The organism is Leucobacter sp. HNU, assembly GCF_047946755.1.
Lineage (GTDB): Bacteria > Actinomycetota > Actinomycetes > Actinomycetales > Microbacteriaceae > Leucobacter.
The window spans coordinates 1,668,357-1,687,086 of the sequence record NZ_CP178837.1; the positions used below are offsets into that span (position 1 = coordinate 1,668,357).

General features: G+C 69.5%; 22 protein-coding genes and 1 tRNA gene. 9 read left to right on the forward strand and 14 right to left on the reverse strand.

The genetic code is table 11. The features are described 5' to 3' along the window. Positions 1-11: 11 nt before the first annotated feature. The 5 genes from ilvC to AB3K78_RS08235 form a co-directional block, all read right to left on the reverse strand. Entirely contained in the window at positions 12-1,028 is a 1,017-nt protein-coding gene (gene ilvC, locus AB3K78_RS08215) for a ketol-acid reductoisomerase (protein WP_416447327.1), read from the reverse strand. A 129-nt stretch (positions 1,029-1,157) separates the two neighbouring features. Then, complete coding sequence (gene ilvN / locus AB3K78_RS08220) at positions 1,158-1,667, reverse strand: acetolactate synthase small subunit (protein ID WP_099722594.1); 510 nt, start codon at positions 1,665-1,667, stop codon at positions 1,158-1,160. Further along, positions 1,664-3,601: an acetolactate synthase large subunit gene (locus AB3K78_RS08225; protein ID WP_416447246.1), complete on the reverse strand. Its 1,938-nt coding sequence runs from the start codon at positions 3,599-3,601 to the stop codon at positions 1,664-1,666. Before AB3K78_RS08225 ends, ilvN begins: the two co-directional genes overlap by 4 nt. After that, positions 3,555-5,249 carry a dihydroxy-acid dehydratase gene (gene ilvD, locus AB3K78_RS08230; protein ID WP_416447247.1) on the reverse strand — a complete coding sequence of 565 codons (1,695 nt, stop codon included), beginning with the start codon at positions 5,247-5,249 and terminating at the stop codon, positions 3,555-3,557. Before ilvD ends, AB3K78_RS08225 begins: the two co-directional genes overlap by 47 nt. Positions 5,250-5,296: 47 nt before the next feature. After that, a complete protein-coding gene (locus tag AB3K78_RS08235; RefSeq protein ID WP_416447248.1) occupies positions 5,297-5,545 on the reverse strand; it encodes a hypothetical protein in 249 nt (82 codons plus the stop codon). Positions 5,546-5,701: 156 nt separating this feature from the next. Here AB3K78_RS08235 and AB3K78_RS08240 point away from each other — a divergent pair, with 156 nt between their 5' ends. From AB3K78_RS08240 to AB3K78_RS08255, 4 genes are all read left to right on the forward strand, one after another. Beyond that, the gene (locus AB3K78_RS08240) at positions 5,702-5,917 is read left to right on the forward strand and encodes a hypothetical protein (RefSeq protein ID WP_416447249.1); all 216 of its coding nucleotides are present in this window, start codon (positions 5,702-5,704) and stop codon (positions 5,915-5,917) included. Positions 5,918-6,001: 84 nt separating this feature from the next. Beyond that, positions 6,002-7,393 carry a Na+/H+ antiporter NhaA gene (gene nhaA / locus AB3K78_RS08245; RefSeq protein WP_416447250.1) on the forward strand — a complete coding sequence of 464 codons (1,392 nt, stop codon included), beginning with the start codon at positions 6,002-6,004 and terminating at the stop codon, positions 7,391-7,393. Beyond that, positions 7,384-7,456: transfer RNA gene (locus AB3K78_RS08250), tRNA-Lys, on the forward strand. The genes nhaA and AB3K78_RS08250 overlap by 10 nt, the downstream gene beginning before the upstream one ends. Before the next feature lie 66 nt (positions 7,457-7,522). Further along, positions 7,523-8,332, forward strand: coding sequence for an inositol monophosphatase family protein (locus tag AB3K78_RS08255; RefSeq protein WP_416447251.1), 810 nt, complete (start codon positions 7,523-7,525; stop codon positions 8,330-8,332). Positions 8,333-8,338: 6 nt separating this feature from the next. Here AB3K78_RS08255 and AB3K78_RS08260 read toward each other — a convergent pair whose 3' ends face one another. Beyond that, positions 8,339-8,815, reverse strand: a complete 477-nt coding sequence (locus tag AB3K78_RS08260) for a MarR family winged helix-turn-helix transcriptional regulator (protein ID WP_416447252.1) — start codon at positions 8,813-8,815, stop codon at positions 8,339-8,341. A 164-nt stretch (positions 8,816-8,979) separates the two neighbouring features. Between AB3K78_RS08260 and AB3K78_RS08265 the strand changes: the two genes are divergently transcribed. Further along, on the forward strand, positions 8,980-9,375 hold the full coding sequence (locus tag AB3K78_RS08265) for a DUF3054 domain-containing protein (RefSeq protein ID WP_416447253.1): 396 nt from the start codon (positions 8,980-8,982) through the stop codon (positions 9,373-9,375). Here the strand turns inward: AB3K78_RS08265 and AB3K78_RS08270 are convergent. The 4 genes from AB3K78_RS08270 to AB3K78_RS08285 all read right to left on the reverse strand — a co-directional run bounded on the left by AB3K78_RS08270 (position 9,372) and on the right by AB3K78_RS08285 (position 13,512). After that, entirely contained in the window at positions 9,372-10,715 is a 1,344-nt protein-coding gene (locus AB3K78_RS08270; RefSeq protein WP_416447254.1) for an acyltransferase family protein, read from the reverse strand. The two genes, AB3K78_RS08265 and AB3K78_RS08270, sit on opposite strands and share 4 nt — an antisense overlap. Before the next feature lie 66 nt (positions 10,716-10,781). Beyond that, positions 10,782-11,246 carry a hypothetical protein gene (locus AB3K78_RS08275; RefSeq protein WP_416447255.1) on the reverse strand — a complete coding sequence of 155 codons (465 nt, stop codon included), beginning with the start codon at positions 11,244-11,246 and terminating at the stop codon, positions 10,782-10,784. Between the two features lie 170 nt (positions 11,247-11,416). Beyond that, positions 11,417-12,250 carry an aldo/keto reductase gene (locus AB3K78_RS08280; RefSeq protein WP_416447256.1) on the reverse strand — a complete coding sequence of 278 codons (834 nt, stop codon included), beginning with the start codon at positions 12,248-12,250 and terminating at the stop codon, positions 11,417-11,419. Positions 12,251-12,297: 47 nt separating this feature from the next. Continuing rightward, a complete protein-coding gene (locus tag AB3K78_RS08285) occupies positions 12,298-13,512 on the reverse strand; it encodes an MFS transporter (protein WP_416447257.1) in 1,215 nt (404 codons plus the stop codon). Between the two features lie 134 nt (positions 13,513-13,646). On the opposite strand from AB3K78_RS08285, the gene AB3K78_RS08290 reads away from it, so the two are divergent. Continuing rightward, a complete protein-coding gene (locus AB3K78_RS08290) occupies positions 13,647-14,102 on the forward strand; it encodes a MarR family winged helix-turn-helix transcriptional regulator (protein WP_416447258.1) in 456 nt (151 codons plus the stop codon). Here AB3K78_RS08290 and AB3K78_RS08295 read toward each other — a convergent pair. After that, positions 14,099-15,049, reverse strand: a complete 951-nt coding sequence (locus tag AB3K78_RS08295) for a helix-turn-helix transcriptional regulator (protein WP_416447259.1) — start codon at positions 15,047-15,049, stop codon at positions 14,099-14,101. The two genes, AB3K78_RS08290 and AB3K78_RS08295, sit on opposite strands and share 4 nt — an antisense overlap. 77 nt (positions 15,050-15,126) lie before the next feature. Beyond that, positions 15,127-15,582: a hypothetical protein gene (locus AB3K78_RS08300; protein ID WP_416447260.1), complete on the reverse strand. Its 456-nt coding sequence runs from the start codon at positions 15,580-15,582 to the stop codon at positions 15,127-15,129. Positions 15,583-15,635: 53 nt separating this feature from the next. Between AB3K78_RS08300 and AB3K78_RS08305 the strand changes: the two genes are divergently transcribed. Both AB3K78_RS08305 and AB3K78_RS08310 read left to right on the forward strand, forming a co-directional pair. Beyond that, on the forward strand, positions 15,636-16,091 hold the full coding sequence (locus tag AB3K78_RS08305; RefSeq protein WP_416447261.1) for a hypothetical protein: 456 nt from the start codon (positions 15,636-15,638) through the stop codon (positions 16,089-16,091). A 56-nt stretch (positions 16,092-16,147) separates the two neighbouring features. Then, the gene (locus AB3K78_RS08310; protein ID WP_416447262.1) at positions 16,148-16,375 is read left to right on the forward strand and encodes a DUF1653 domain-containing protein; all 228 of its coding nucleotides are present in this window, start codon (positions 16,148-16,150) and stop codon (positions 16,373-16,375) included. 22 nt (positions 16,376-16,397) lie between these two features. On the opposite strand, the gene AB3K78_RS08315 is transcribed toward AB3K78_RS08310, so the two are convergent. Continuing rightward, the gene (locus AB3K78_RS08315; protein WP_416447263.1) at positions 16,398-16,691 is read right to left on the reverse strand and encodes a nuclear transport factor 2 family protein; all 294 of its coding nucleotides are present in this window, start codon (positions 16,689-16,691) and stop codon (positions 16,398-16,400) included. 100 nt (positions 16,692-16,791) lie between these two features. Continuing rightward, on the reverse strand, positions 16,792-17,598 hold the full coding sequence (locus AB3K78_RS08320) for an MBL fold metallo-hydrolase (RefSeq protein ID WP_416447264.1): 807 nt from the start codon (positions 17,596-17,598) through the stop codon (positions 16,792-16,794). Between the two features lie 155 nt (positions 17,599-17,753). On the opposite strand from AB3K78_RS08320, the gene AB3K78_RS08325 reads away from it, so the two are divergent. Continuing rightward, positions 17,754-18,611: an AraC family transcriptional regulator gene (locus AB3K78_RS08325; protein WP_416447265.1), complete on the forward strand. Its 858-nt coding sequence runs from the start codon at positions 17,754-17,756 to the stop codon at positions 18,609-18,611. The last annotated feature ends 119 nt before the right edge of the window (positions 18,612-18,730 follow it).

Consider the following 18,730-nt stretch of genomic DNA (forward strand, 5'->3'; position numbering starts at 1 on the left):
GTCACGCCGGATCAGCGAGCGGCGGAGCCGTCGACGTAGTCCGAGTCGGTCTGCTTCCATGCGAAGAGCTTGCGCAGCTCGCGACCGGTGGTCTCGATCGGGTGCTGCTCGGCCTTGGCGCGGAGGGCGAGGAACTCGGGAGCGCCGGCGTCCTGGTCGTCGATGAAGCGCTTCGCGAACGCACCCGACTGGATGTCGGCGAGCACGCCCTGCATGTTCTCCTTGACGCGGGGATCCACGACGCGGGGACCCGACACGTAGTCGCCGTACTCGGCGGTGTCGGAGACCGACCAGCGCTGCTTGGCGATGCCGCCCTCCCACATGAGGTCGACGATGAGCTTCAGCTCGTGCAGCACCTCGAAGTAGGCGATCTCGGGCTGGTAGCCGGCCTCGGTCAGGGTCTCGAAGCCGTACTGGACGAGCTGCGAGACGCCGCCGCAGAGCACGGCCTGCTCGCCGAAGAGATCGGTCTCGGTCTCTTCCGTGAAGGTGGTCTTGATGACGCCCGCACGGGTGCCGCCGATCGCCTTCGCGTACGAGATGGCGGTCGCCCAGGCGTTGCCCGAAGCGTCCTTCTCGACGGCGATGATGTCGGGGATACCGCGGCCCGCGACGAACTCGCGACGCACCGTGTGGCCCGGGGCCTTCGGGGCGATCAGGATCACGTCGACGCCCTCGGGCGCCTCGATGTAGCCGAAGCGGATGTTGAAGCCGTGCGCGAACGCGAGCGTCTTGCCCTCGGTCAGCTTGTCCTTGATCTGCTCGTTGTAGATCGCACGCTGGTGCTGATCGGGAGCGAGGATCATGATGAGGTCGGCCCACTCGGCGGCGTCGGCGACGCTCTTGACCTCGAACCCGGCCTCCTGGGCCTTCTCGATCGACTTCGAGCCGTCCTTGAGCGCGATGACGACCTCGACGCCCGAGTCGCGCAGGTTCATCGCGTGGGCGTGGCCCTGCGAGCCGTAGCCCACAACGGCGACCTTCTTGCCCTGGATGATCGACAGATCCGCATCGTCGTCGTAGTACATCTCAGCCACGTGGATTCTCCTTGTGTTGTGTGGTTCAAACGTCATTCTGCGCGAAGCCGCAGAATCTCGGTATTCGGTTGTGGATCCTGCGACTCGCACGCTCGCGCAGGATGACGGCGCGGGGCGCCGTCAATTCTTGAAGACGCGCTCGGTGATCGACTTCGAGCCGCGCCCGATGGCGATGAGGCCCGACTGCGCGATCTCCTTGATCCCGTACGGCTCCAGGACCTTGAGGAAGGCCTCGATCTTGCCCGTGTCGCCCGTGACCTCGATCACGAGGGCGTCGGTGACGACGTCGACGACGCGGGCCCGGAACAGGTTCACGGCTTCGAGCACGTGCGAACGGGTCTGATGGTCGACCCGGACCTTGATGAGCACGTGCTCGCGCTGCACCGACTGCGCGGGCTCGAGCTCGACGATCTTGATCACGTTGACCAGCTTGTTGAGCTGCTTCGTGACCTGCTCGAGCGGCAGATCCTCCTGATCGACGACGACCGTGATGCGGGAGAGCCCCGGCACCTCGGTCGGGCCCACCGCGAGGGACTCGATGTTGAAGCCGCGGCGGGCGAACAGTCCGGCGACGCGGGTCAGCAGACCCGGCTTGTCCTCGACGAGGAGGCTCAGAACGTGGCGGGTCATGATTTACTCCTCCCCCACTCGGGGCTGTGCTCGAGGGCGTACTGGATGTCGCTGTTGGAGGTGCCCTGCCGCACCATCGGCCAGACCATGGCGTCGGAGCTCACGACGAACTCGAGCAGCACGGGCCGGTCGTTGGTCTCGAGCGCGAGCTTGATCGCATCGTCGACCTGGTCCTCGCGCTCGACGCGGATCGAGAGGCAGCCGTACGCCTCGCCCAGCTTCACGAAATCGGGGATCCGGCGACTGCCGTGCCCGGTTTCGAGCTGCGAGTTGGAGTAGCGGCCGTCGTAGATCAGCGTCTGCCACTGGCGGATCATGCCGAGGACCGAGTTGTTGATCACGGCGACCTTGATCGGGATCTCGTTCACGAGGCAGGTGGCGAGCTCCTGATTGGTCATCTGGAAGCAGCCGTCGCCGTCGATCGCCCACACGGTGCGATCGGGCTGGGACACCTTCGCGCCCATGGCCGCGGGAACGGCGTAGCCCATGGTGCCCGCGCCGCCCGAGTTGACCCACGCGTTGGGGCGCTCGTAGCCGATGAACTGCGCCGACCACATCTGGTGCTGGCCCACGCCCGCGACGTACACGGCCTCGGGGCCCGAGAGCTCGCCGATGCGCTGGATCACGTGCTGGGGAGAGAGCAGGCCGTCGCTCGTCGACTGGTAGCCGAGCGGGTAGCGCTCGCGCAGCTCGTTGAGGCGGGTCCACCAGGCGCCGATGTCGGCGCAGGCGAGGGTGCGCTGTGCCGAGGTCATGGCCGCGATGAGGTCGGAGATGACTTCGCCGGCGTCGCCCACGATCGGCACGTCCGCCGCGCGGATCTTGCCGATCTCGGCGGGATCGATATCGGCGTGGATGACCTTCGCCTCGGGGGCGAACAGCGCGGCCTTGCCGGTCACGCGATCATCGAATCGTGCTCCGAGCGCGATGATCAGGTCGGACTCCTGCAGCGCGAGCACCGCGGGCACCGTGCCGTGCATGCCCGGCATGCCGAGGCTCTGACGGTGCGAGTCGGGGAACACGCCGCGCGCCATGAGCGTCGTCACGACGGGCGCGCCGACCAGCTCGACGAGCTGGCGCAGCTCCTCGGCAGCACCGGCGCGGACCACGCCGCCGCCGACGTAGAACACGGGACGCTCGGCCGCCGCGATGAGCTCGGCCGCCGCCTGGATCTGCTTGCTGTTGGCCTTGGTGATGGGCCGGTAGCCGGGCAGTTCGACGCGCGGCTCCCAGACGAAGTCGAACAGCCCCTCCTGCGCGTCCTTCGTGATGTCGACGAGCACCGGACCCGGCCGGCCGGTGGAGGCCAGCTGGTACGCGGCGGCGATCGCGCCGGGGATCTCCTCCGCCCGCTTCACGAGGAAGGAGTGCTTGGTGATCGGCAGGGTGATGCCGTGGATGTCGACCTCCTGGAACGCGTCGGTTCCCATGAGGGTCGAGAAGACCTGGCCCGTGATCGCGAGCATCGGCACTGAGTCCATGTAGGCATCGGCGATCGCCGTCACCAGGTTGGTGGCACCGGGTCCTGAGGTGGCGATGCAGACGCCGACCTTGCCGCTCGCCGCCGCGTAGCCCTCGGCCGCGTGGCCCGCGCCCTGCTCGTGCCGCACGAGGATGTGACGGAGCTTCGGCGCGTCCATCAACGCGTCGTAGAGCGGCAGCACGGCCCCACCGGGCAGCCCGAAGACATCGGAGACGCCGAGCAGCTCGAGGCTCCGGACGATCGCCTGGGCGCCGGTCATGCGCTCGCCGCGCGCGCCGTTCGGCCGCTGGGTGGGTTGAGAGCTCGATTCCGAGTTCATTGCACACTTTCTCTTGACGGTGGTGGGAGCGGTCGCGCGGGCCGCTCGAGAGACGTCGGCTCCCGGTGCGGGAGCGAACAGCGATTCAGCCGGTGATGGCGCCTTCGGACGCCGAGTGCACGAGCTTCGCATACTTCGCGAGGACTCCGCGGGTGTACCGCGGGGGAAGCGGGGCCCAGCTTTCTCGGCGGGCCGCAAGCTCGGTGGGATCCACCAGCAGATCGAGCGTACGTGCGGCGATATCGACCCGAATCAGGTCACCGTCGCGAACCAGGGCGATCGGACCCCCGTCCGATGCCTCCGGTGCAATGTGGCCGATGCACAGGCCGGTTGTGCCGCCTGAGAATCGTCCGTCCGTCAATAGTAGTACATCTTTTCCGAGTCCCGCGCCCTTGATGGCCGCGGTGATCGCGAGCATCTCGCGCATGCCGGGGCCGCCCTTCGGGCCCTCGTAGCGGATCACGACGATGTCGCCCGCCGAGATCCGACCGGCCTCGAGGGCGTCCATCGCCGCGCGCTCCCGTTCGAACACGCGGGCAGGACCCTCGAAGCTGTCGAGGTCGAAGCCCGCGGTCTTGACGACGGCGCCGTCGGGAGCGAGTGAGCCCGAGAGGATCGTGAGGCCGCCGTTCGCGTGCAGCGGATTGTCGAGCGTGCGCACCACGGCTCCGTCGAGCGGGGCAGGGTCGAGCTCCGCGAGGTTCTCGGCCACCGTCTTGCCGGTGACCGTGAGGGCGTCCCCGTGCAGCAGACCGGCGTCGAGCAGCGCCTTCATGATGACCGGCATGCCGCCGACCCGATCGAAGTCCTGCGCCACGTACTGGCCGAACGGCTTCATGTCGGCGAGGTGCGGCGTGCGCTGGCCGATCCGCGTGAAGTCGTCGAGCGTGAGCTCGACCTCGGCCTCACGGGCGATCGCCAGCAGGTGGAGCACCGCATTGGTCGAGCCGCCGAGCACCATCGCGACGGTGATCGCGTTCTCGAACGCCTTGCGGGTGAGGATGTCGCGGGAGGTGATCCCCTTGCGCAGCAGGTTCACCACGGCCTCGCCGGAACGATGCGCGTAGTAGTCCCGGCGGCGATCCGCGCTGGGCGGGGCGGCGGATCCGGGCAGGCTCATGCCGAGCGCCTCGGCGACGCAGGCCATGGTGTTCGCCGTGTACATGCCGCCGCACGCGCCCTCGCCCGGCGCGATGGCGCACTCGACACGCTTGAGATCGGCCTCGCTGAGCGTGCCGGCGACGCAGGCCCCGACCGCTTCGAAGGCGTCGATGATCGTGACCTGCTTCTCCGTGCCATCGGAGAGCTTGACCCAGCCCGGTGCGATGGATCCCGCGTAGAGGAACACCGACGCGAGGTCGAGGCGGGCCGCGGCCATGAGCATGCCGGGAAGCGACTTGTCGCACCCCGCGAGCAGCACCGAGCCGTCGAGCCGCTCGGCCATCATCACCGTCTCGACCGAGTCGGCGATGACCTCGCGGGAGACGAGCGAGAAGTGCATCCCCTCGTGGCCCATCGAGATGCCGTCCGAGACGGAGACCGTGCCGAACTGCAGCGGGTACCCGCCGCCGCCGTGCACGCCCTCCTTCGCGCCCTGCGCGAGCCGGTCGAGGCTCAGATTGCAGGGCGTGATCTCGTTCCAGGAGCTGGCGATCCCGATCTGGGGCTTGTCCCAGTCCTCGTCGCCCATGCCGACGGCGCGGAGCATGCCGCGGGACGCCGTCGCCTCGATGCCGTCGGTGACGGCACGGCTGCGGGGCTTGATGTCGATCTCAGACATGCGGATTGCCTCCGATCTGCGGTCCGGCGCTCGCGGCGACGGACGGCCTACTTGCCGGTCGCGGGCAGCAGCGTGAACGGCACGATGAAGCCGATGACGCTGAGCGCGAGGCCGGACGCGAAGAGGAAGAGGCTCGGGTGGCCCGGCTCGTCGCCGAACGCGGTGAAGCCGAAGCTGGCGAGGACGATGCCCCCGAAGGCGAGCACGATCGACAGCACGAAGACGAACGCCGTGACGGCACTCACCGCTCCCTGCGAGCTCTCCTCGAACAGTGCGGCGGACTGCTGCTGTGCCATGACCTTCGGCTCCTTAGTTGCGCTTCGTGGTGTTCGTCGGAGTCGCGACGACCCCGTCGTGGGAACGCCCTCAGCATACCGCCCCGCTCATTCCCCGCACGACGGTATGGTGGAGCGCAGAACGGCGGCGCCCGCCCGCCGCACCCGGGAGGTCCGATGTCCATCGGCAAGTACCTGACCAGCCTCAGCGTGCTCGGCGCGGCTGCCGGCATCGCCGGCGTCGTGCGGCAGACCCGGTCCATGCCGGCGGATTGGCGCAGGCTCGTCGTCTGGGGCGTCTGGGCGGCGAGCCTCGCCCTCGCGATCGCCGGCGTCGCGAAGCAGGACGAGGACGCGCAGTTCGCCGAGGACCAGAAGCACCTCGACGGCTGATCCGGCACCGTTTCGGGTAGACTGGCCTGCGGTGAGTCGGGAAGTCTGGTCGACGCGTTCGTCAGTGAACCGTCAGGAGGCCCCGTGCCGTTCGATCCCCACTCCCATGCCCCCGGCGCCCCGAGCACCCGCTCCCGGCGACGCCGCGTCCTCTCGCTGACCAGCAGGCGCGAGACCACCCGCGTCGCGCGGATCCTGCGCGCCGAGCTCGTCGGCGGCGTGCTGCTGATCATCGCCGCGGCCATCGGCTTCGCCGCCGCGAACAGCCCGCTCTCCCCCGCTTACGAGGCGCTGCGGGAGTTCAAGATCGGCCCCGAGGCCCTCCACCTCGACCTCTCCCTCGGCACCTGGGCAGCGGACGGTCTGCTCGCGATCTTCTTCTTCCTCACCGGCCTCGAGCTGAAACGCGAATTCGTCTCGGGCGAGCTGAGCCGGTTCCGCACGGCGATCGTGCCCGTCGCAGCCGCGTTCGGCGGGGCGATCGTCCCGGCGCTGCTGTTCGTCGCGTTCACTGCGGGGTCGCCCGAGATGCACGGCTGGGCGATCCCCACGGCGACCGACATCGCCTTCGCCGTCACGGTGCTCGGACTCATCGCGCCGGGCGTCCCGCCCGCGCTCCGCATGTTCCTCCTCACGCTCGCCGTGGTCGACGACCTGATCGCGATCTCCGTCATCGCCGTCTTCTACTCGAGCGGCATCGACTTCCTCATGCTCGGTCTGGCCGCGATCCCCTTCGCGGCGTTCGCGCTCCTCGCCCACCGGTTCCCCGCGCGGTTCGCGTCCTCCGGGTGGGCTCCCTGGCTGATCCTGCTCCCCCTCGGCATCGTGGTCTGGGCGCTCGTGCACGCCTCGGGGATCCACGCCACGATCGCGGGCGTCGCCCTCGCGTTCGCGATCCCGGTCGAGGGACGCGGCGGCACCGCGCTCGCCGAGACCTTCGAGCACCGGTTCCGCCCGCTCTCGAGCGGTTTCGCGGTCCCCGTATTCGCGTTCTTCGCCGCAGGCGTCGCGGTCAGCGGCACGAACGGCTTCCCGTTCAGCCCGGTCGCTCTCGGCATCATCGTCGGCCTCGTCGTCGGCAAGCCGCTCGGGATCGCGCTGACCACGTGGGCCCTGACCCGCTGGACCCGCGCGGAGCTCGATGCCGCGATCCGCTGGCGCGAGCTCATCGGGGTCGCGGCGCTCGCCGGCATCGGCTTCACGGTCTCGCTCCTCGTCACCGAGCTCAGTTTCGATCACCCCGAGACGGCCGATCTGGCCCGGCTCGCGGTGATGGCGGCGTCGCTGCTGGCACCGGTCGTCGCCGCCGGCTTCCTCGTGCGCCCGGGGCGACGCAAAAATCCGCGTGATTCCGCCGCAACACTCCCGGAATCCACACGAAGGCCACCTCGATTTCACCTGACCCGCAGAACCGTGTTATTGTTTTCTCCGTTGCCCGGCGAGGGAAAACCTCGCCAGAGCGACATGCGCCTTTAGCTCAGTTGGTAGAGCAGCTGACTCTTAATCAGCGGGTCCACGGTTCGAGCCCGTGAGGGCGCACGGACAGGCCCGGAACCTCACGGTTCCGGGCCTTTTTCGTTCCCGCCCACGCGATCGGAGCCGTCGATGCCCCAGCAGCCCCCCATCCCGTCAGAGGATCTCGCCTTCGCACTGGAGCTCGCAGAGCTCGCGGACTCGATCTCCCTTCCCCGATTCCGAGCCGCCGATCTGACGATCGAGACGAAACCCGATCGCACCTTCGTCACCGATGCCGATCGCGCCGTGGAGGACGCGCTGCGCGCCCGCATCGAGGCCGAACGCCCCGACGACAGCTTCTTCGGCGAGGAGTCCGGCCGTGCCGAACGCGGCGACCGCCGCTGGATCCTCGACCCGATCGACGGCACCTCGAACTTCCTGCGCGGCGTCCCCAACTGGGCGACGCTGATCGGCCTCGAGGTCGCCGGCGAGGTTCGGGTCGGGGTCGTGTCGGCACCGGCGTTCGGTGCGCGCTGGTGGGCCGAGACCGGCTCGGGCGCCTGGCGGCTCGACGACGGGGCTGCGGCACCCCGCGAGCTCCGCGTGTCCGGCGTGCGCGACCTGGAGCACGCCTCGCTCAGCTTCCAGAGCATCGAGCAGTGGGATCTTGCGGGCTATCTCGAACCGCTGATCGCGCTGAGCCGGGCGGTCTGGCGCGACCGCGCGTACGGCGACATGTGGTCCTACATGCTGCTCGCCGAGGGGCTCGTCGACGTGGTCGCCGAGTTCGACGTCAAGCCCTACGACCTGGCCGCGCTCGTGCCGATCGTGCGCGAGGCAGGCGGACGCTTCACCGACATCGACGGCGCGGAATCGGCCTGGAACGGCAGCTCGCTCGCGACGAACGGTGCGCTGCACGATGCGGTGCGCGACGTGATCGCCGCGGCGAAGCGCGGCTGAGGCGGATCAGCCGCGCATCTGACGGCGGTCGGGATCGACCGCGTCGAGGATCCGGCCGAGCTGAGCCGAGAGCGACGCGATGTCCTCGCGCTCCAGCGAGGCGAACACCAGGCGCCGCACTTCGCGCACGTGACCGGGCGCGTGCTCGGAGAGATGCGCGTAGCCGTGGTCCGTCAGCACCACGTTGGTGGCCCGGCCGTCGTTCGGGTAGGCCTCGCGGCGGACCCAGCCCTGCTTCTCGAGTCGGGTGACCACGTGCGACAGGCGCGAGAGCGAGGCGTTGGTGTGGAACGCCAGGTCGCTCATCAGCCGAGTGCGGTCGGGCGCCTCGGACAGCATGGCGAGCACGTGATAGTCGAAGAAGGAGACGCTCGCGTCGCGCTTGAGCTGCGCCTCGACGGCGCTCGGCAGCAGCATGGTGAGGCTCACCAACCGGAGCCAGAGATCCCGCTCCTCATCGTCGAGCCAGAGCTGATCGCGCACGTGTGGTCCCGCTGTCCTTCCGTATGGAACGGTGGGCCAAAGACACTCCGAGACGAAAATTGGACGGAGTCCAACATCTCGGAACCGCCCCCCGCCAGTTCACCTCTCTATTATGCACGCCTGCCGCACGGAAGCGGCCCGCGCAGCCGATAAGCTTTCGAGATATGAGCTCCGAGCAGACGTCGCGTACCGTATTCCCCGCCATCGTCGCCGATATCTGCTGCGTCGTCCTCTTCGCCGCCATCGGACGCTCGAGCCACGGTGAGGACGTGGGCCCCGCCGGCGTGTTCATCACCGCGTGGCCGTTCCTGGTGAGCCTCGCGGTCGCGTGGATCGCCGCGCTCGCCTGGCGGGCACCGCTCCGCCCGCTCCGCAGCGGCGTCCCGATCTGGGTGGGCACCGTCGCTCTGGGCATGCTGGTGCGCTGGGCGACCGGGGGCGGTACGGCCCTCGCGTTCGTGATCGTCGCCACCGTCGCCCTCGGCATCCTGCTCGTCGGCTGGCGCGGCATCGGCCGCGGCGTCGCCGCGATCCGATCGCGCCGAGCGGGCCGCGCCTAGTCGCCGGATCCGGTTCCGCGCCGCACCCCGAAGCCTCCGGTGAGCCCGAGGGCGAGCGCGGTGGTCAGCAGGGCGATCATCGCGAGCGCCGCGTCGATCCCGTAGGCCGTGATCGCCAGCACGGGGAGTGCGAAGAGCACGACTGCGACCGGCGTGGCCGCAGGGAAGGCCCGTCGGCCCAACGGCGGCGTCCGCTCGAACCGGACGAGCCAGAGCGAGAGGACCCAGACCGCGGCGAGCACGAGGATGAGGAAGGGCGCACGGGTCCACCACCAGGCCGCACCACCGGGCGCGGGCATCGGGAGCGGCAGCGCAAGCTCGATGCCGACCAGGATCATGATGACCGGAAGATGCCAGAGATAGACCGTCATGAGCCGGGAACCGATGAGGAGCACGGCGGCCTGCGCTGCGCGTGTCCGCATCAGGGCGGTGAGCGGACGCTTGAGCAGGGTCAGCGTGGCGGCCTGCACGACGGCCAGCAGCGCCAGGGGCACGGTCGGTGGCCACTGGTTCGCGAGCATGTTCCAGGAGTATCCGCCGAGCGAGACGAGTCCCCAGATCGCGAGGTATCCGGCGCCGATCAGACCGATCAGCTGCCGAGCGCTCCGGCTCGCGAACCACCCGTCGAACAGGAAGAAGCCGATCTGCTGAGCGAACAGCCAGACGAAGAGCACGTTCGGCAGCCCGAAGAGCTCCTGACCGATCACGAACCCCTGCGGGTCGACGTGAGGAAGATCGAGCAGCTCCCCCGCGACGAGGAATCGCAGCGCGTCCGTCGCGAGCGCTCCGGCGAGCAGCGCGACGGGAACGCCCCAACCGAATCGACCGTGCAGATCGATCATGCGTGGCGCCAGTGCCTGCGCCAGGAGATACGCGGCGAGGAACCAGAGCGGGGAGCCCACTCCGATGGCGACGGTGTCGACGAGCACCGGGTCGATGTCGAGCATGGCCGCAGCGCCCAGCACAGCCGTGAAGAACACGAAGACGGCGAGCGCCGGCCGGGCGAGGCGTGCAAGGCGCAGCCGGACGAATCCGTCCGCCGTCTCGCCCCGCCGCTCCGCCGAGGCCCATCCGGCTCGGGCGGCGAAGCCGCCCACGACGAAGAACAACGGCATGATGTCCGCGACCCAGGACGCGGGGTTGAACCAGGGCTCCCCCTCGACCGTGCGCTCGATGAGCAGGGATCCGTCGGAGCTGCGCCCGACCCCGGTGAAGAGGATATGCACGAACACCACCAGCACGACACAGGCGACCCGGGTCAGGTCGAGAGTGAGGTCGCGTCCCGCGGGGACGCTGCGTGGCGGTCTCGTGCCGGTCCCGGCATGGGCTTCGCTGCTCATGCCCCGAGGATAGGCGTTCCCGGGATCACCCTCGGCATATGCGCTCCGGCAATCGGCTCACGCCGCTCAGCGTGTGAGGTCCTTCGGCAGGCGGGCTTCGCACACCACGGGCTTTCCGGTGGCCGCGGTGCTCGAAGCGATCTCGCGACCGCCGTCGACCAGGATCCGGCACTTCGCCGTCGCACCCGGCACGGGAGTGGCGGCGATCCTGGCGGTGCGTCCCGCACGCACGAGCGCGTCCGCTGACCAGTCCAGACGGTTCTGCGCACTGCGAGTCGTGATACTCGAGACGTGTTTGCTGTCGCGCCCGCGCGTGGGCGCGTCGAGGTAGGAGAGATTGCTGACGCCGAGGGGTCCCGGACCAGCATTCTTGCCGGTGATCGAAACCTCGTAGGTGACGCGTCGCAACTGGGCGTCGAGCTCACCCAGGGTGCCGCGCAGCACGGCGCAACCGCTCAGGGCGGGAGCGATCAGCGCCGCCGCGACGGTTGCTCCGAGCACGCGGACCACGGTCATCGTTCTCAGCTGCATGATTCCATGATCCCTGATACCGGAATACTGCGCGTCATCCCGAAGTACCGATTCGCTCCGAGATGCCCCGCCCTGGGCTCATTCTCCAGGCGGATACCCGCGCGAAGCCAATGCTGAGCGACCGCTGGATCCGCGGCGATTCGCGGATCCAGCGCTCCCAGCGCCCCCGCTCAGCCGTTGAACTCGGCCGGGTGCGGGCCGGTGCGACCATCGCGCTCGAGCCCATCGATCGCGGTCAGCTCGGACTCCGCGAGTGCGAAGTCGAACACATCGAGGTTCGCGGCGATCCGAGCGGGCGTGACGGACTTCGGGATCACGATGCGCCCCTGCTGCAGGTGCCAGCGCAGCACCACCTGTGCGGGAGTCTTGCCGTGGCGCTCGGCGATCTCGAGCACCGGCTCCTCGCCGAGCACCGCGCCCTGCGCCAGCGGGCTCCAGGCTTCGGTCGCGATCCCGAGACGCCGGTTCGCCTCGACCGTCCCGCGGTTCTGCAGGGCCGGGTGCAGTTCGACCTGGTTCACGGCCGGCACCAGATCGCTCGCGTCCGCGAGTCGTTCGAGGTGCTGCGGCAGGAAGTTCGACACGCCCACCGCGCCGACCCGGCCTTCGGAGGCGAGCCGCGAGAGCGCACGCCACGCCTCGAGATAGCCGTCGCTCGCCGGCGCCGGCCAGTGGATGAGGAACAGGTCGAGCTTCTCGAGCCCGAGCCGTTCGAGCGAGGCCTCGTAGCCGCGCATCGCGGAGTCGTAGTCGAGCGAGTCGATCCAGAGCTTCGAGGTCACGAAGAGCTCATCGCGCGGTACCTCCGATTCCGCGATGGCGCGCCCGACGCCCGCCTCGTTGCCGTAGATCGCGGCGGTGTCGATACTGCGGTAGCCGACGTCGAGCGCGGCCGAGACCGCCGCCGTGGTCTCGGCGTCCGGCACCTGGAAGACGCCGAAGCCGAGCTGGGGCATCTCGAGGCCGTTGTTGAGGGTGATGGTGGGGATGGTGGGTGCGGTCATGAGGTCTCCTGTGTGATTCGGGTGGTGGATTGGGAGGAATTCGCGGATCACTGCGCGGTACGGGCGGGAACGGCTTCCCGCTGCGGCTCCGGATTCCCGGACGCCGCTTCGGGGCGAGGATGCGCTGCCGCGAACGCCGCGAACGCCATGACGAGGAGTGCGACCGCAGTGATCCCGGCGCCGATCCAGATGGGCGCGGTGTAGCCGAGCCCCGCGGCGATTCCGACGCCGCCGGCCCAGGCTCCGAGCGCGTTGCCCACGTTGAACGCGCCGATGTTCGCGCCGGAGGCGAGCGTCGGGGCGCCGCCCGCGTACTGCATGATGCGGCTCTGGAGCCCGGGGACGGTGCCGAAGCCGAAACCGCCCATGAGGAAGAGGATGACGATGGTCGCGGGCTGGGAGAACGCGAGGAGCCCGAATGCCACGAGCACGACGACGAGGGCCGCGATGAACCCGAGCAGCGTCCCGTCGATCGACCGGTCCGCGAGGCGTCCGCCGAGCCAGTTGCCGATCACGAGCCCCGCGCCGAACAGCACGAGCAGCCACGGAACCGAGGCGCTGGCGAAGCCGGCGACGTCCGTCAGCGTGTATGCGATGTAGGTGAAGGCGCCGAACATGCCGCCGTACGCGAGCACGGTCACCGCCAGCGAGAGCCAGACCTGCGCCGAGCGGAACGCCGCGAGTTCCGAGCGGAGCCGCACGGGCTCACCCGTGCGCTCCGGAGACGGGACGAGGGCTGCGATGCCGATGAGCGCGACGATCCCGATGGCCGAAATGGCCCAGAACGTGGATCGCCACCCGAACTGCTGCCCGAGGAACGTGCCGAACGGTACGCCCAGCACATTGGCCGCGGTGAGGCCCGTGAACATGATCGCGATCGCTCCGGCCTTCTTCTCGGGGACGACCAGCTCGGCCGCGACCACGGATCCGATCCCGAAGAACGCACCGTGGTTGAGCGCGGCGACGATGCGCCCCAGCATGGCGACGCCGTAATCGGGTGCCGCCGCGGTGAGCGCGTTCCCGGTGATGAAGAGCACGACGAGTCCGATCAGCACCGCCTTGCGCGGCAGCCGGGTGGTCGCCGCGGTGATGCCGAGGGCACCGACCACGACGCTGAGCGCGTAGCCCGAGATGAGCCAGCCCGCGGTCGCCTCGCTCACCCCGAAGTCGCGGGCGACCTCGGGCAGCAGGCCCATGATGACGAATTCGGTGAGTCCGATCCCGAACGCCCCGATGGCGAGGGCGATGAGTCCGAGTGGCATGTGATGCGCTCCCCGGGTCCCTCGCGGTTCGCGAGGGACCCTGATAAAGTAGTTGCAGACGCGGGATGTTGCGTCGATGAACACAATCATTGCACACGCAACTATCCAGCGCAAGCAACTACTTTGGAGGACCCATGGGCATCGCCGACGACGCCGTCGAGATCCGCGCGCGGGGCTGGCGCACGCTCGCAGCCCTGCACGGCCTCATCGACACCGAGCTGGAGCGCGCACTCGGCGACGCGGTCGACCTTTCGGTCGTCGAATACACGGTGCTCGACGCACTGAGCCGCCAGGACGGCTGGCACATGCGCATGCAGCAGCTCGCCCGAGCGGCGGCCCTCAGCCCGAGCGCGACCACGCGGCTCGTCACTCGACTCGAGGATCGCGGACTCCTCACGCGGATCCTCTGCGCGGACGACCGCCGCGGCATCTACACCGAACTCACCCCGGCGGGCCGAGCGCTCTACGAGCGGGCCCACCCGCTGCACGACGAGACCCTCGAACGGGTACTCGCCGAAGCGGGCGGCAGACCGGAGCTCGCCCCGCTCGCACACGCGCTGCACGCTCTGGCAACGCCCTCCACGGACTAGTCGCCCGGGGCGGTGTCCGCCGGGTGCTCGCCGAACTCGACGGCATATGCCTCGGCGAACCGAGCCGGGCTGGCATACCCCCAGCGTGCGGCGACCGTCGCCCAAGGCTCAGATGGGTGCAGCGTCGCGAGCTCGGCCCGAGCGTGCGCCAGCCGCACCCGGCGCACGTACGCGATCGGCGTGAACCCGAGCGAGCGCCGGAACGCGTGCTGCAGCCCCCGCGTAGAGATGTGGACCGCCCGAGAGACGTCATCCACTGTGATCGGCTCCTGCGCGTGCGCGTCGATGTAGGAGAGCGCTCTGCGCACCGTCTTCGGCGCTTCGCGTGTTTGCGGGGAGCGCTCGAGCGTTTCGCCGAAGGTGGTCCGAAACGTGGTGAGGATCGTCCACAGCGCGTGTCGCCGGAGTCCGGCCTCGAGGAGAGGCGAACCGATGCCGTCGGCTCCGCACAGCGAATCCGCCAGATAGGAGAACGTGCGGTCCCACTGGAGCGCCGCCGTCCGGCTTTCGGCAGCGGGCGACGCGACGCGAAGAATCAGGGAGTCGTCGCCGCACATTTGCCGCGCCAGGTGCTCCGCGGAGTCGCGCTCGAACACGAGCGCGTGCACCGTGGCCGAGCCCCGCCACCGGGAAGTCACGCGTCGCGCATCGGTCGCCCAGGCGCGGCTCCCCGCAAGCGTCTGCCCTCCGCTCTCCGTCGCCCCGTCCTCAGCGGAGACCCGGCAGGTGAAGAGCTGGTCTTCCGGCTCGATCGCCGAGCGAACGTCGGCGTCCAGCCGATACCGGATCACCGAGAGGTCACCGAGCACGACGGACGACCAGTCGAGTCCGCACCGGGCGGGATCGATGCCGAGCAGTTGCGACGACGGGGCGAATCTCGACCAGGTCTCGGCGACCCGGGACACATCGGTGGAGGTGAACCGCAGCACGCCCTGCTCTTCTTGCACCGGCCCTCGTTCCGCTCCGCACCCGGAGATTGCCCGAGGCCCCGATCCTAGCGTGCGCCCGGGTCGCCTCGGCCCCGTCAGTGGTCCCGGCTCTTGCCCAGAAGTTCCGCATCCTCCTCCGAGATCACGCGAATCCCCTCGGGCTCACCCGCGAGCCGCTGCAACACCTGCAACCACACCCGGTTCAGCCTCGGGGGCAGGCCCGCTTGGAAGCGGAACACGATCGGCGCCTCCGGGAAGATGAGCAGCTCCACCCGCCCGCTCCCCTCCTGTACCGGACGATTCCAGGAGATAAGGACGGTCTCCTTGCGCCTCAGCTTGGCTGCCACGACCACTTTCAGGTGTGCAAGCGTACGATCATCGATCTCGAAGTCAGCGCCCCCGTAGTGCAGTATCCCCATCCGTGCAGCTTCGCAGGCCGACCGGCTGCAGCGCAGGCGCACGACACACTTGGTCGTTTCCTGCGCTGTCGAGCGTGTCGTGTCGGAACGCGCCGTGTCGTCGCCCACCGATCGGGACCCCGGTACCGTCATGTCCGACTCCGGTCCGATGCGGCACGCCGGGAGTCCTCGGGAGGATCGAAGCCATGAAGATCACCGCATCCCGCATCCGCCCGCTCGCGCTCACCCTCGGAGCCGCCGCCCTGCTGATCCCGCTGACGGGCTGCAGCGTCATCGACGCCATCGGCAGGTCGTCCCAGGACGCCTGGCGGCTGAGCTACGAGGTGACCACGGACGGGAGCGCGTCGGCGACGCTGACCGACGTCTCGTACCTCGACGCGGACGGTCGCCTCGAGGATGCGAAGACGAAGTCCGTCGGAACCGTCGAGACCACCCCGGTGGCCGGAGGCACCGCCTCGAAGTGGAAGGCCGAATCCATCGTGGTCGTCGGCAAGCAGACCCGGGTGTCCGCGACTCCACCGGCCGGCGTGCGGGCCACCTGCCGGGTCCTGCTCGACGACACCCAGGAGATCGCCACGGCGACCTCGGAACCCGGCGAGCCCGTCACCTGCGAGGCGACGGCACCCGAGTTCCCGAAATAGCCTCGGGTTCGGCCGACGCGCGACAGCGTCATGGCCGCAGCCGATAGGCTGCGGCCATGACCGCTTCCGCATCCGCCGACGTCGAGCCCGGCATCTACCAGCACTTCAAGGGCCGGCGGTACGAGGTGATCGGCACCGGCCGGTACTCGGAGACCGAGGAGCCGCTCGTCTTCTATCGCAAGCTCTACGACGACTACAGCTTCTGGGTGCGTCCCGCCGCGATGTTCGTCGAGCAGGTGGATCGCGACGGGTACCGCGGTCCGCGCTTCGCTCGAGTCGCATAGCCGCGCGGCAGGCCTCCGCGGTTCAGGCCATCGCCTCGCGCACCAGCGCGGTGTCGACGAACTGCTCGAACCGCACGATGAGTCCGCCCCGGACGACGAAGTGGTGAGCGACCCGCACGTCCAGGTCCTTGCCGGTCGCGTTGTTGCGAGCAGTGTAACGTGCCAGCACGACGACGTTCTCCCCGTCGACGACGTAGGTGTCGTCGTGCGCGGTCCAGTCCGTCCAGTCGCGGCCCAGCACCTCCATCACGTTCGAGGTGACGCCCTCGGGTGTGCGGTAGGTGCCGGCGAGGGGAATCCCGCCATCTCCGTCCACTCCACATCGGGAGCGAGGGTGGCGCGCAGCGCCGCGAGATCGCCCGCGGCCGATGCGAGGTACTGCCGGCGGACGACGTCCGCCGGTTCGCTCGACTCGTTCAGCCCCACGACATCTCCCCCTTCGCGACCTTGGTGCCGAGCGACGCGGCGATCTGCAGCCCGGCGTCGGGATACTCGGCGAGCAGCGTCTGCTCCGCCGTCGCCGCGTCGGCGGACTCGGCGACGACCTCTTCGAAACGCTGCAGGTAGGTGCGGGTATGCGCGATCGCGGTGCGATCGGTCGGAGCGCCGGTGACGCGGTGGCCCGCGACGACGAACGCCGGATCGAGCGCGTCGAAGCCGTCGAGCGCGCGGAGCCAGGCGCTCCGCGCCTCGGGGGTCGCGGTGTCGGCGGTCCAGACGTGCAGGCCCTCGAACAGCAGGATCCCGCCGAAGAGGGCGCGCTGCTCGGCATCGAACACGAACCAGCGGCGATCGCCGAGATCCTCGCCGGCGCTGCGCAGTTCGATGCTGCGGTCGTCGACGGCGATCTCGCCGCCGTCGAAGGCCGTGAGCTCGACGAGACGGGTCGGCAGGTTCGCACCGAGGTGCGCCCAGGCCTCCAGCTTGCCCGCATAGCTGCGGCGGATGTGCTCGATCACATCGCTCGGGGCGATGAATCGGGCCTCGGGGAACGCGTCGGCGATGACCTCGGCGCCGAAGTAGAAGTCGGGATCGCCGCCGGTCACGAGGACGGTGGTCAGGGTCCTGCCGGCGTCGAGGATCGCGGCGGCGATCCGGTGCCCGTCGGCGCGGGTGAAGCCGGCGTCGACGAGCACCGCCTCGGTCTCGCCGGTGACGAGCACGCTCGTCTTGTGCAGCGAGGACGCCGGAGCGTCCAGGACGGTGATGGTGAGCTCGGTCATGTTCTTCTCTCCGTGGATCGATGTACGGGCTGTGATCGGCAGCGAGTCACTCGGTGATTCGGCGGCCATGAGGTAAAACTATGCTCATGGAGCGCGAAGATCACGGTTCAGCACGGACACCGCATGGTGAAAAACCGACACCTGCGGTGCGACGGGTGCGGTACAACCCAGCAGGGACGGCACGAGCGCCGATCGAGGCCACGACGATCGACCGGATCCGGCGACGCGGCGGGCTCGCCGAGTTCGCCGCGCCGCAACGCCCCGACTTCGAACTGCTGCTGGCGATCGAGCACGGCAGCACGACCCACGAGGTCGACTTCATGCGCTACGAGGTCTCCGCGGGCGATGCGCTCTGGGTGCACGCCGGGCAGGTCCAGCTGTGGGGAGACGTGCGTCGGCTGGAGGGCATCGCGGTCATGTTCAGTCCCGACGCGCTGCCGGCCGACGTCGTCGCGCTGCTGCGCACGTTCGGAGCATTCGCACGGAACCACTGGACCGACGCCGCCGCACCGGGCGGACCGCTCCTCAGCGCGCTGACCGCCCTCGCCGCGATCACCGCGAACGCGTCCGGATCCGACGATGCGACTCCCCGGGCGCAGGCGCGCGACCACGCTGCGACGCACGCCGCCGCGGCCGCCCTGCTCCTGCTGGCGGGCAGCGCCGAGTCGGGTGCATCGGCGGTCGAGGTCGAGCCGCCGGAGGCATTCCACTGGTTCTTCGACGAGATCGAGCGCAGTTTCGCCGAGCATCGCACGGCGGCCTGGTACGCCCGGCGCCTCGGATACTCGGAACGTACACTCAACCGCCTCGCACGCGCGCACGCGGGATTGAGCGCCAAGGAACTCATCGACCGCCGCGTGGTGCTCGAGGCGAAGCGCCTGCTGGTCCACGAGCAGGCGCCGGTCGCGGCGATCGCGGCGCGCCTCGGCTTCGACGATCCCGCGAACTTCTCGAAGTACTTCAGGCACCGCGTCGGCATCGCGCCGGGTGCATTCCGCGACGCGCAGCGGTGAGCGTCGAGGCGTCACTCCGCGTCCAGGCCACGGACACAGACACGGGCGGGCCCCGATCCGCTGGATCGGGGCCCGCCCGGTTCGTTCGGCGACCGCGCTCGTTCCGCGGCCGTCCCCGG

Excerpts from the sequence above, each read along its gene's own strand:
- ilvC (WP_416447327.1), bottom strand. The coding sequence starts at position 1,028 with ATGTACTACGACGACGATGCGGATCTGTCGATCATCCAGGGCAAGAAG.
- ilvN (WP_099722594.1), bottom strand. The coding sequence starts at position 1,667 with ATGACCCGCCACGTTCTGAGCCTCCTCGTCGAGGACAAGCCGGGTCTG.
- AB3K78_RS08225 (WP_416447246.1), bottom strand. The coding sequence starts at position 3,601 with ATGCGAAGCTCGTGCACTCGGCGTCCGAAGGCGCCATCACCGGCTGAA.
- ilvD (WP_416447247.1), bottom strand. The coding sequence starts at position 5,249 with ATGTCTGAGATCGACATCAAGCCCCGCAGCCGTGCCGTCACCGACGGC.
- AB3K78_RS08235 (WP_416447248.1), bottom strand. The coding sequence starts at position 5,545 with ATGGCACAGCAGCAGTCCGCCGCACTGTTCGAGGAGAGCTCGCAGGGA.
- AB3K78_RS08240 (WP_416447249.1), top strand. The coding sequence starts at position 5,702 with ATGTCCATCGGCAAGTACCTGACCAGCCTCAGCGTGCTCGGCGCGGCT.
- AB3K78_RS08255 (WP_416447251.1), top strand. The coding sequence starts at position 7,523 with ATGCCCCAGCAGCCCCCCATCCCGTCAGAGGATCTCGCCTTCGCACTG.
- AB3K78_RS08265 (WP_416447253.1), top strand. The coding sequence starts at position 8,980 with ATGAGCTCCGAGCAGACGTCGCGTACCGTATTCCCCGCCATCGTCGCC.
- AB3K78_RS08270 (WP_416447254.1), bottom strand. The coding sequence starts at position 10,715 with ATGAGCAGCGAAGCCCATGCCGGGACCGGCACGAGACCGCCACGCAGC.
- AB3K78_RS08275 (WP_416447255.1), bottom strand. The coding sequence starts at position 11,246 with ATGCAGCTGAGAACGATGACCGTGGTCCGCGTGCTCGGAGCAACCGTC.
- AB3K78_RS08280 (WP_416447256.1), bottom strand. The coding sequence starts at position 12,250 with ATGACCGCACCCACCATCCCCACCATCACCCTCAACAACGGCCTCGAG.
- AB3K78_RS08285 (WP_416447257.1), bottom strand. The coding sequence starts at position 13,512 with ATGCCACTCGGACTCATCGCCCTCGCCATCGGGGCGTTCGGGATCGGA.
- AB3K78_RS08290 (WP_416447258.1), top strand. The coding sequence starts at position 13,647 with ATGGGCATCGCCGACGACGCCGTCGAGATCCGCGCGCGGGGCTGGCGC.
- AB3K78_RS08300 (WP_416447260.1), bottom strand. The coding sequence starts at position 15,582 with ATGACGGTACCGGGGTCCCGATCGGTGGGCGACGACACGGCGCGTTCC.
- AB3K78_RS08305 (WP_416447261.1), top strand. The coding sequence starts at position 15,636 with ATGAAGATCACCGCATCCCGCATCCGCCCGCTCGCGCTCACCCTCGGA.
- AB3K78_RS08310 (WP_416447262.1), top strand. The coding sequence starts at position 16,148 with ATGACCGCTTCCGCATCCGCCGACGTCGAGCCCGGCATCTACCAGCAC.
- AB3K78_RS08320 (WP_416447264.1), bottom strand. The coding sequence starts at position 17,598 with ATGACCGAGCTCACCATCACCGTCCTGGACGCTCCGGCGTCCTCGCTG.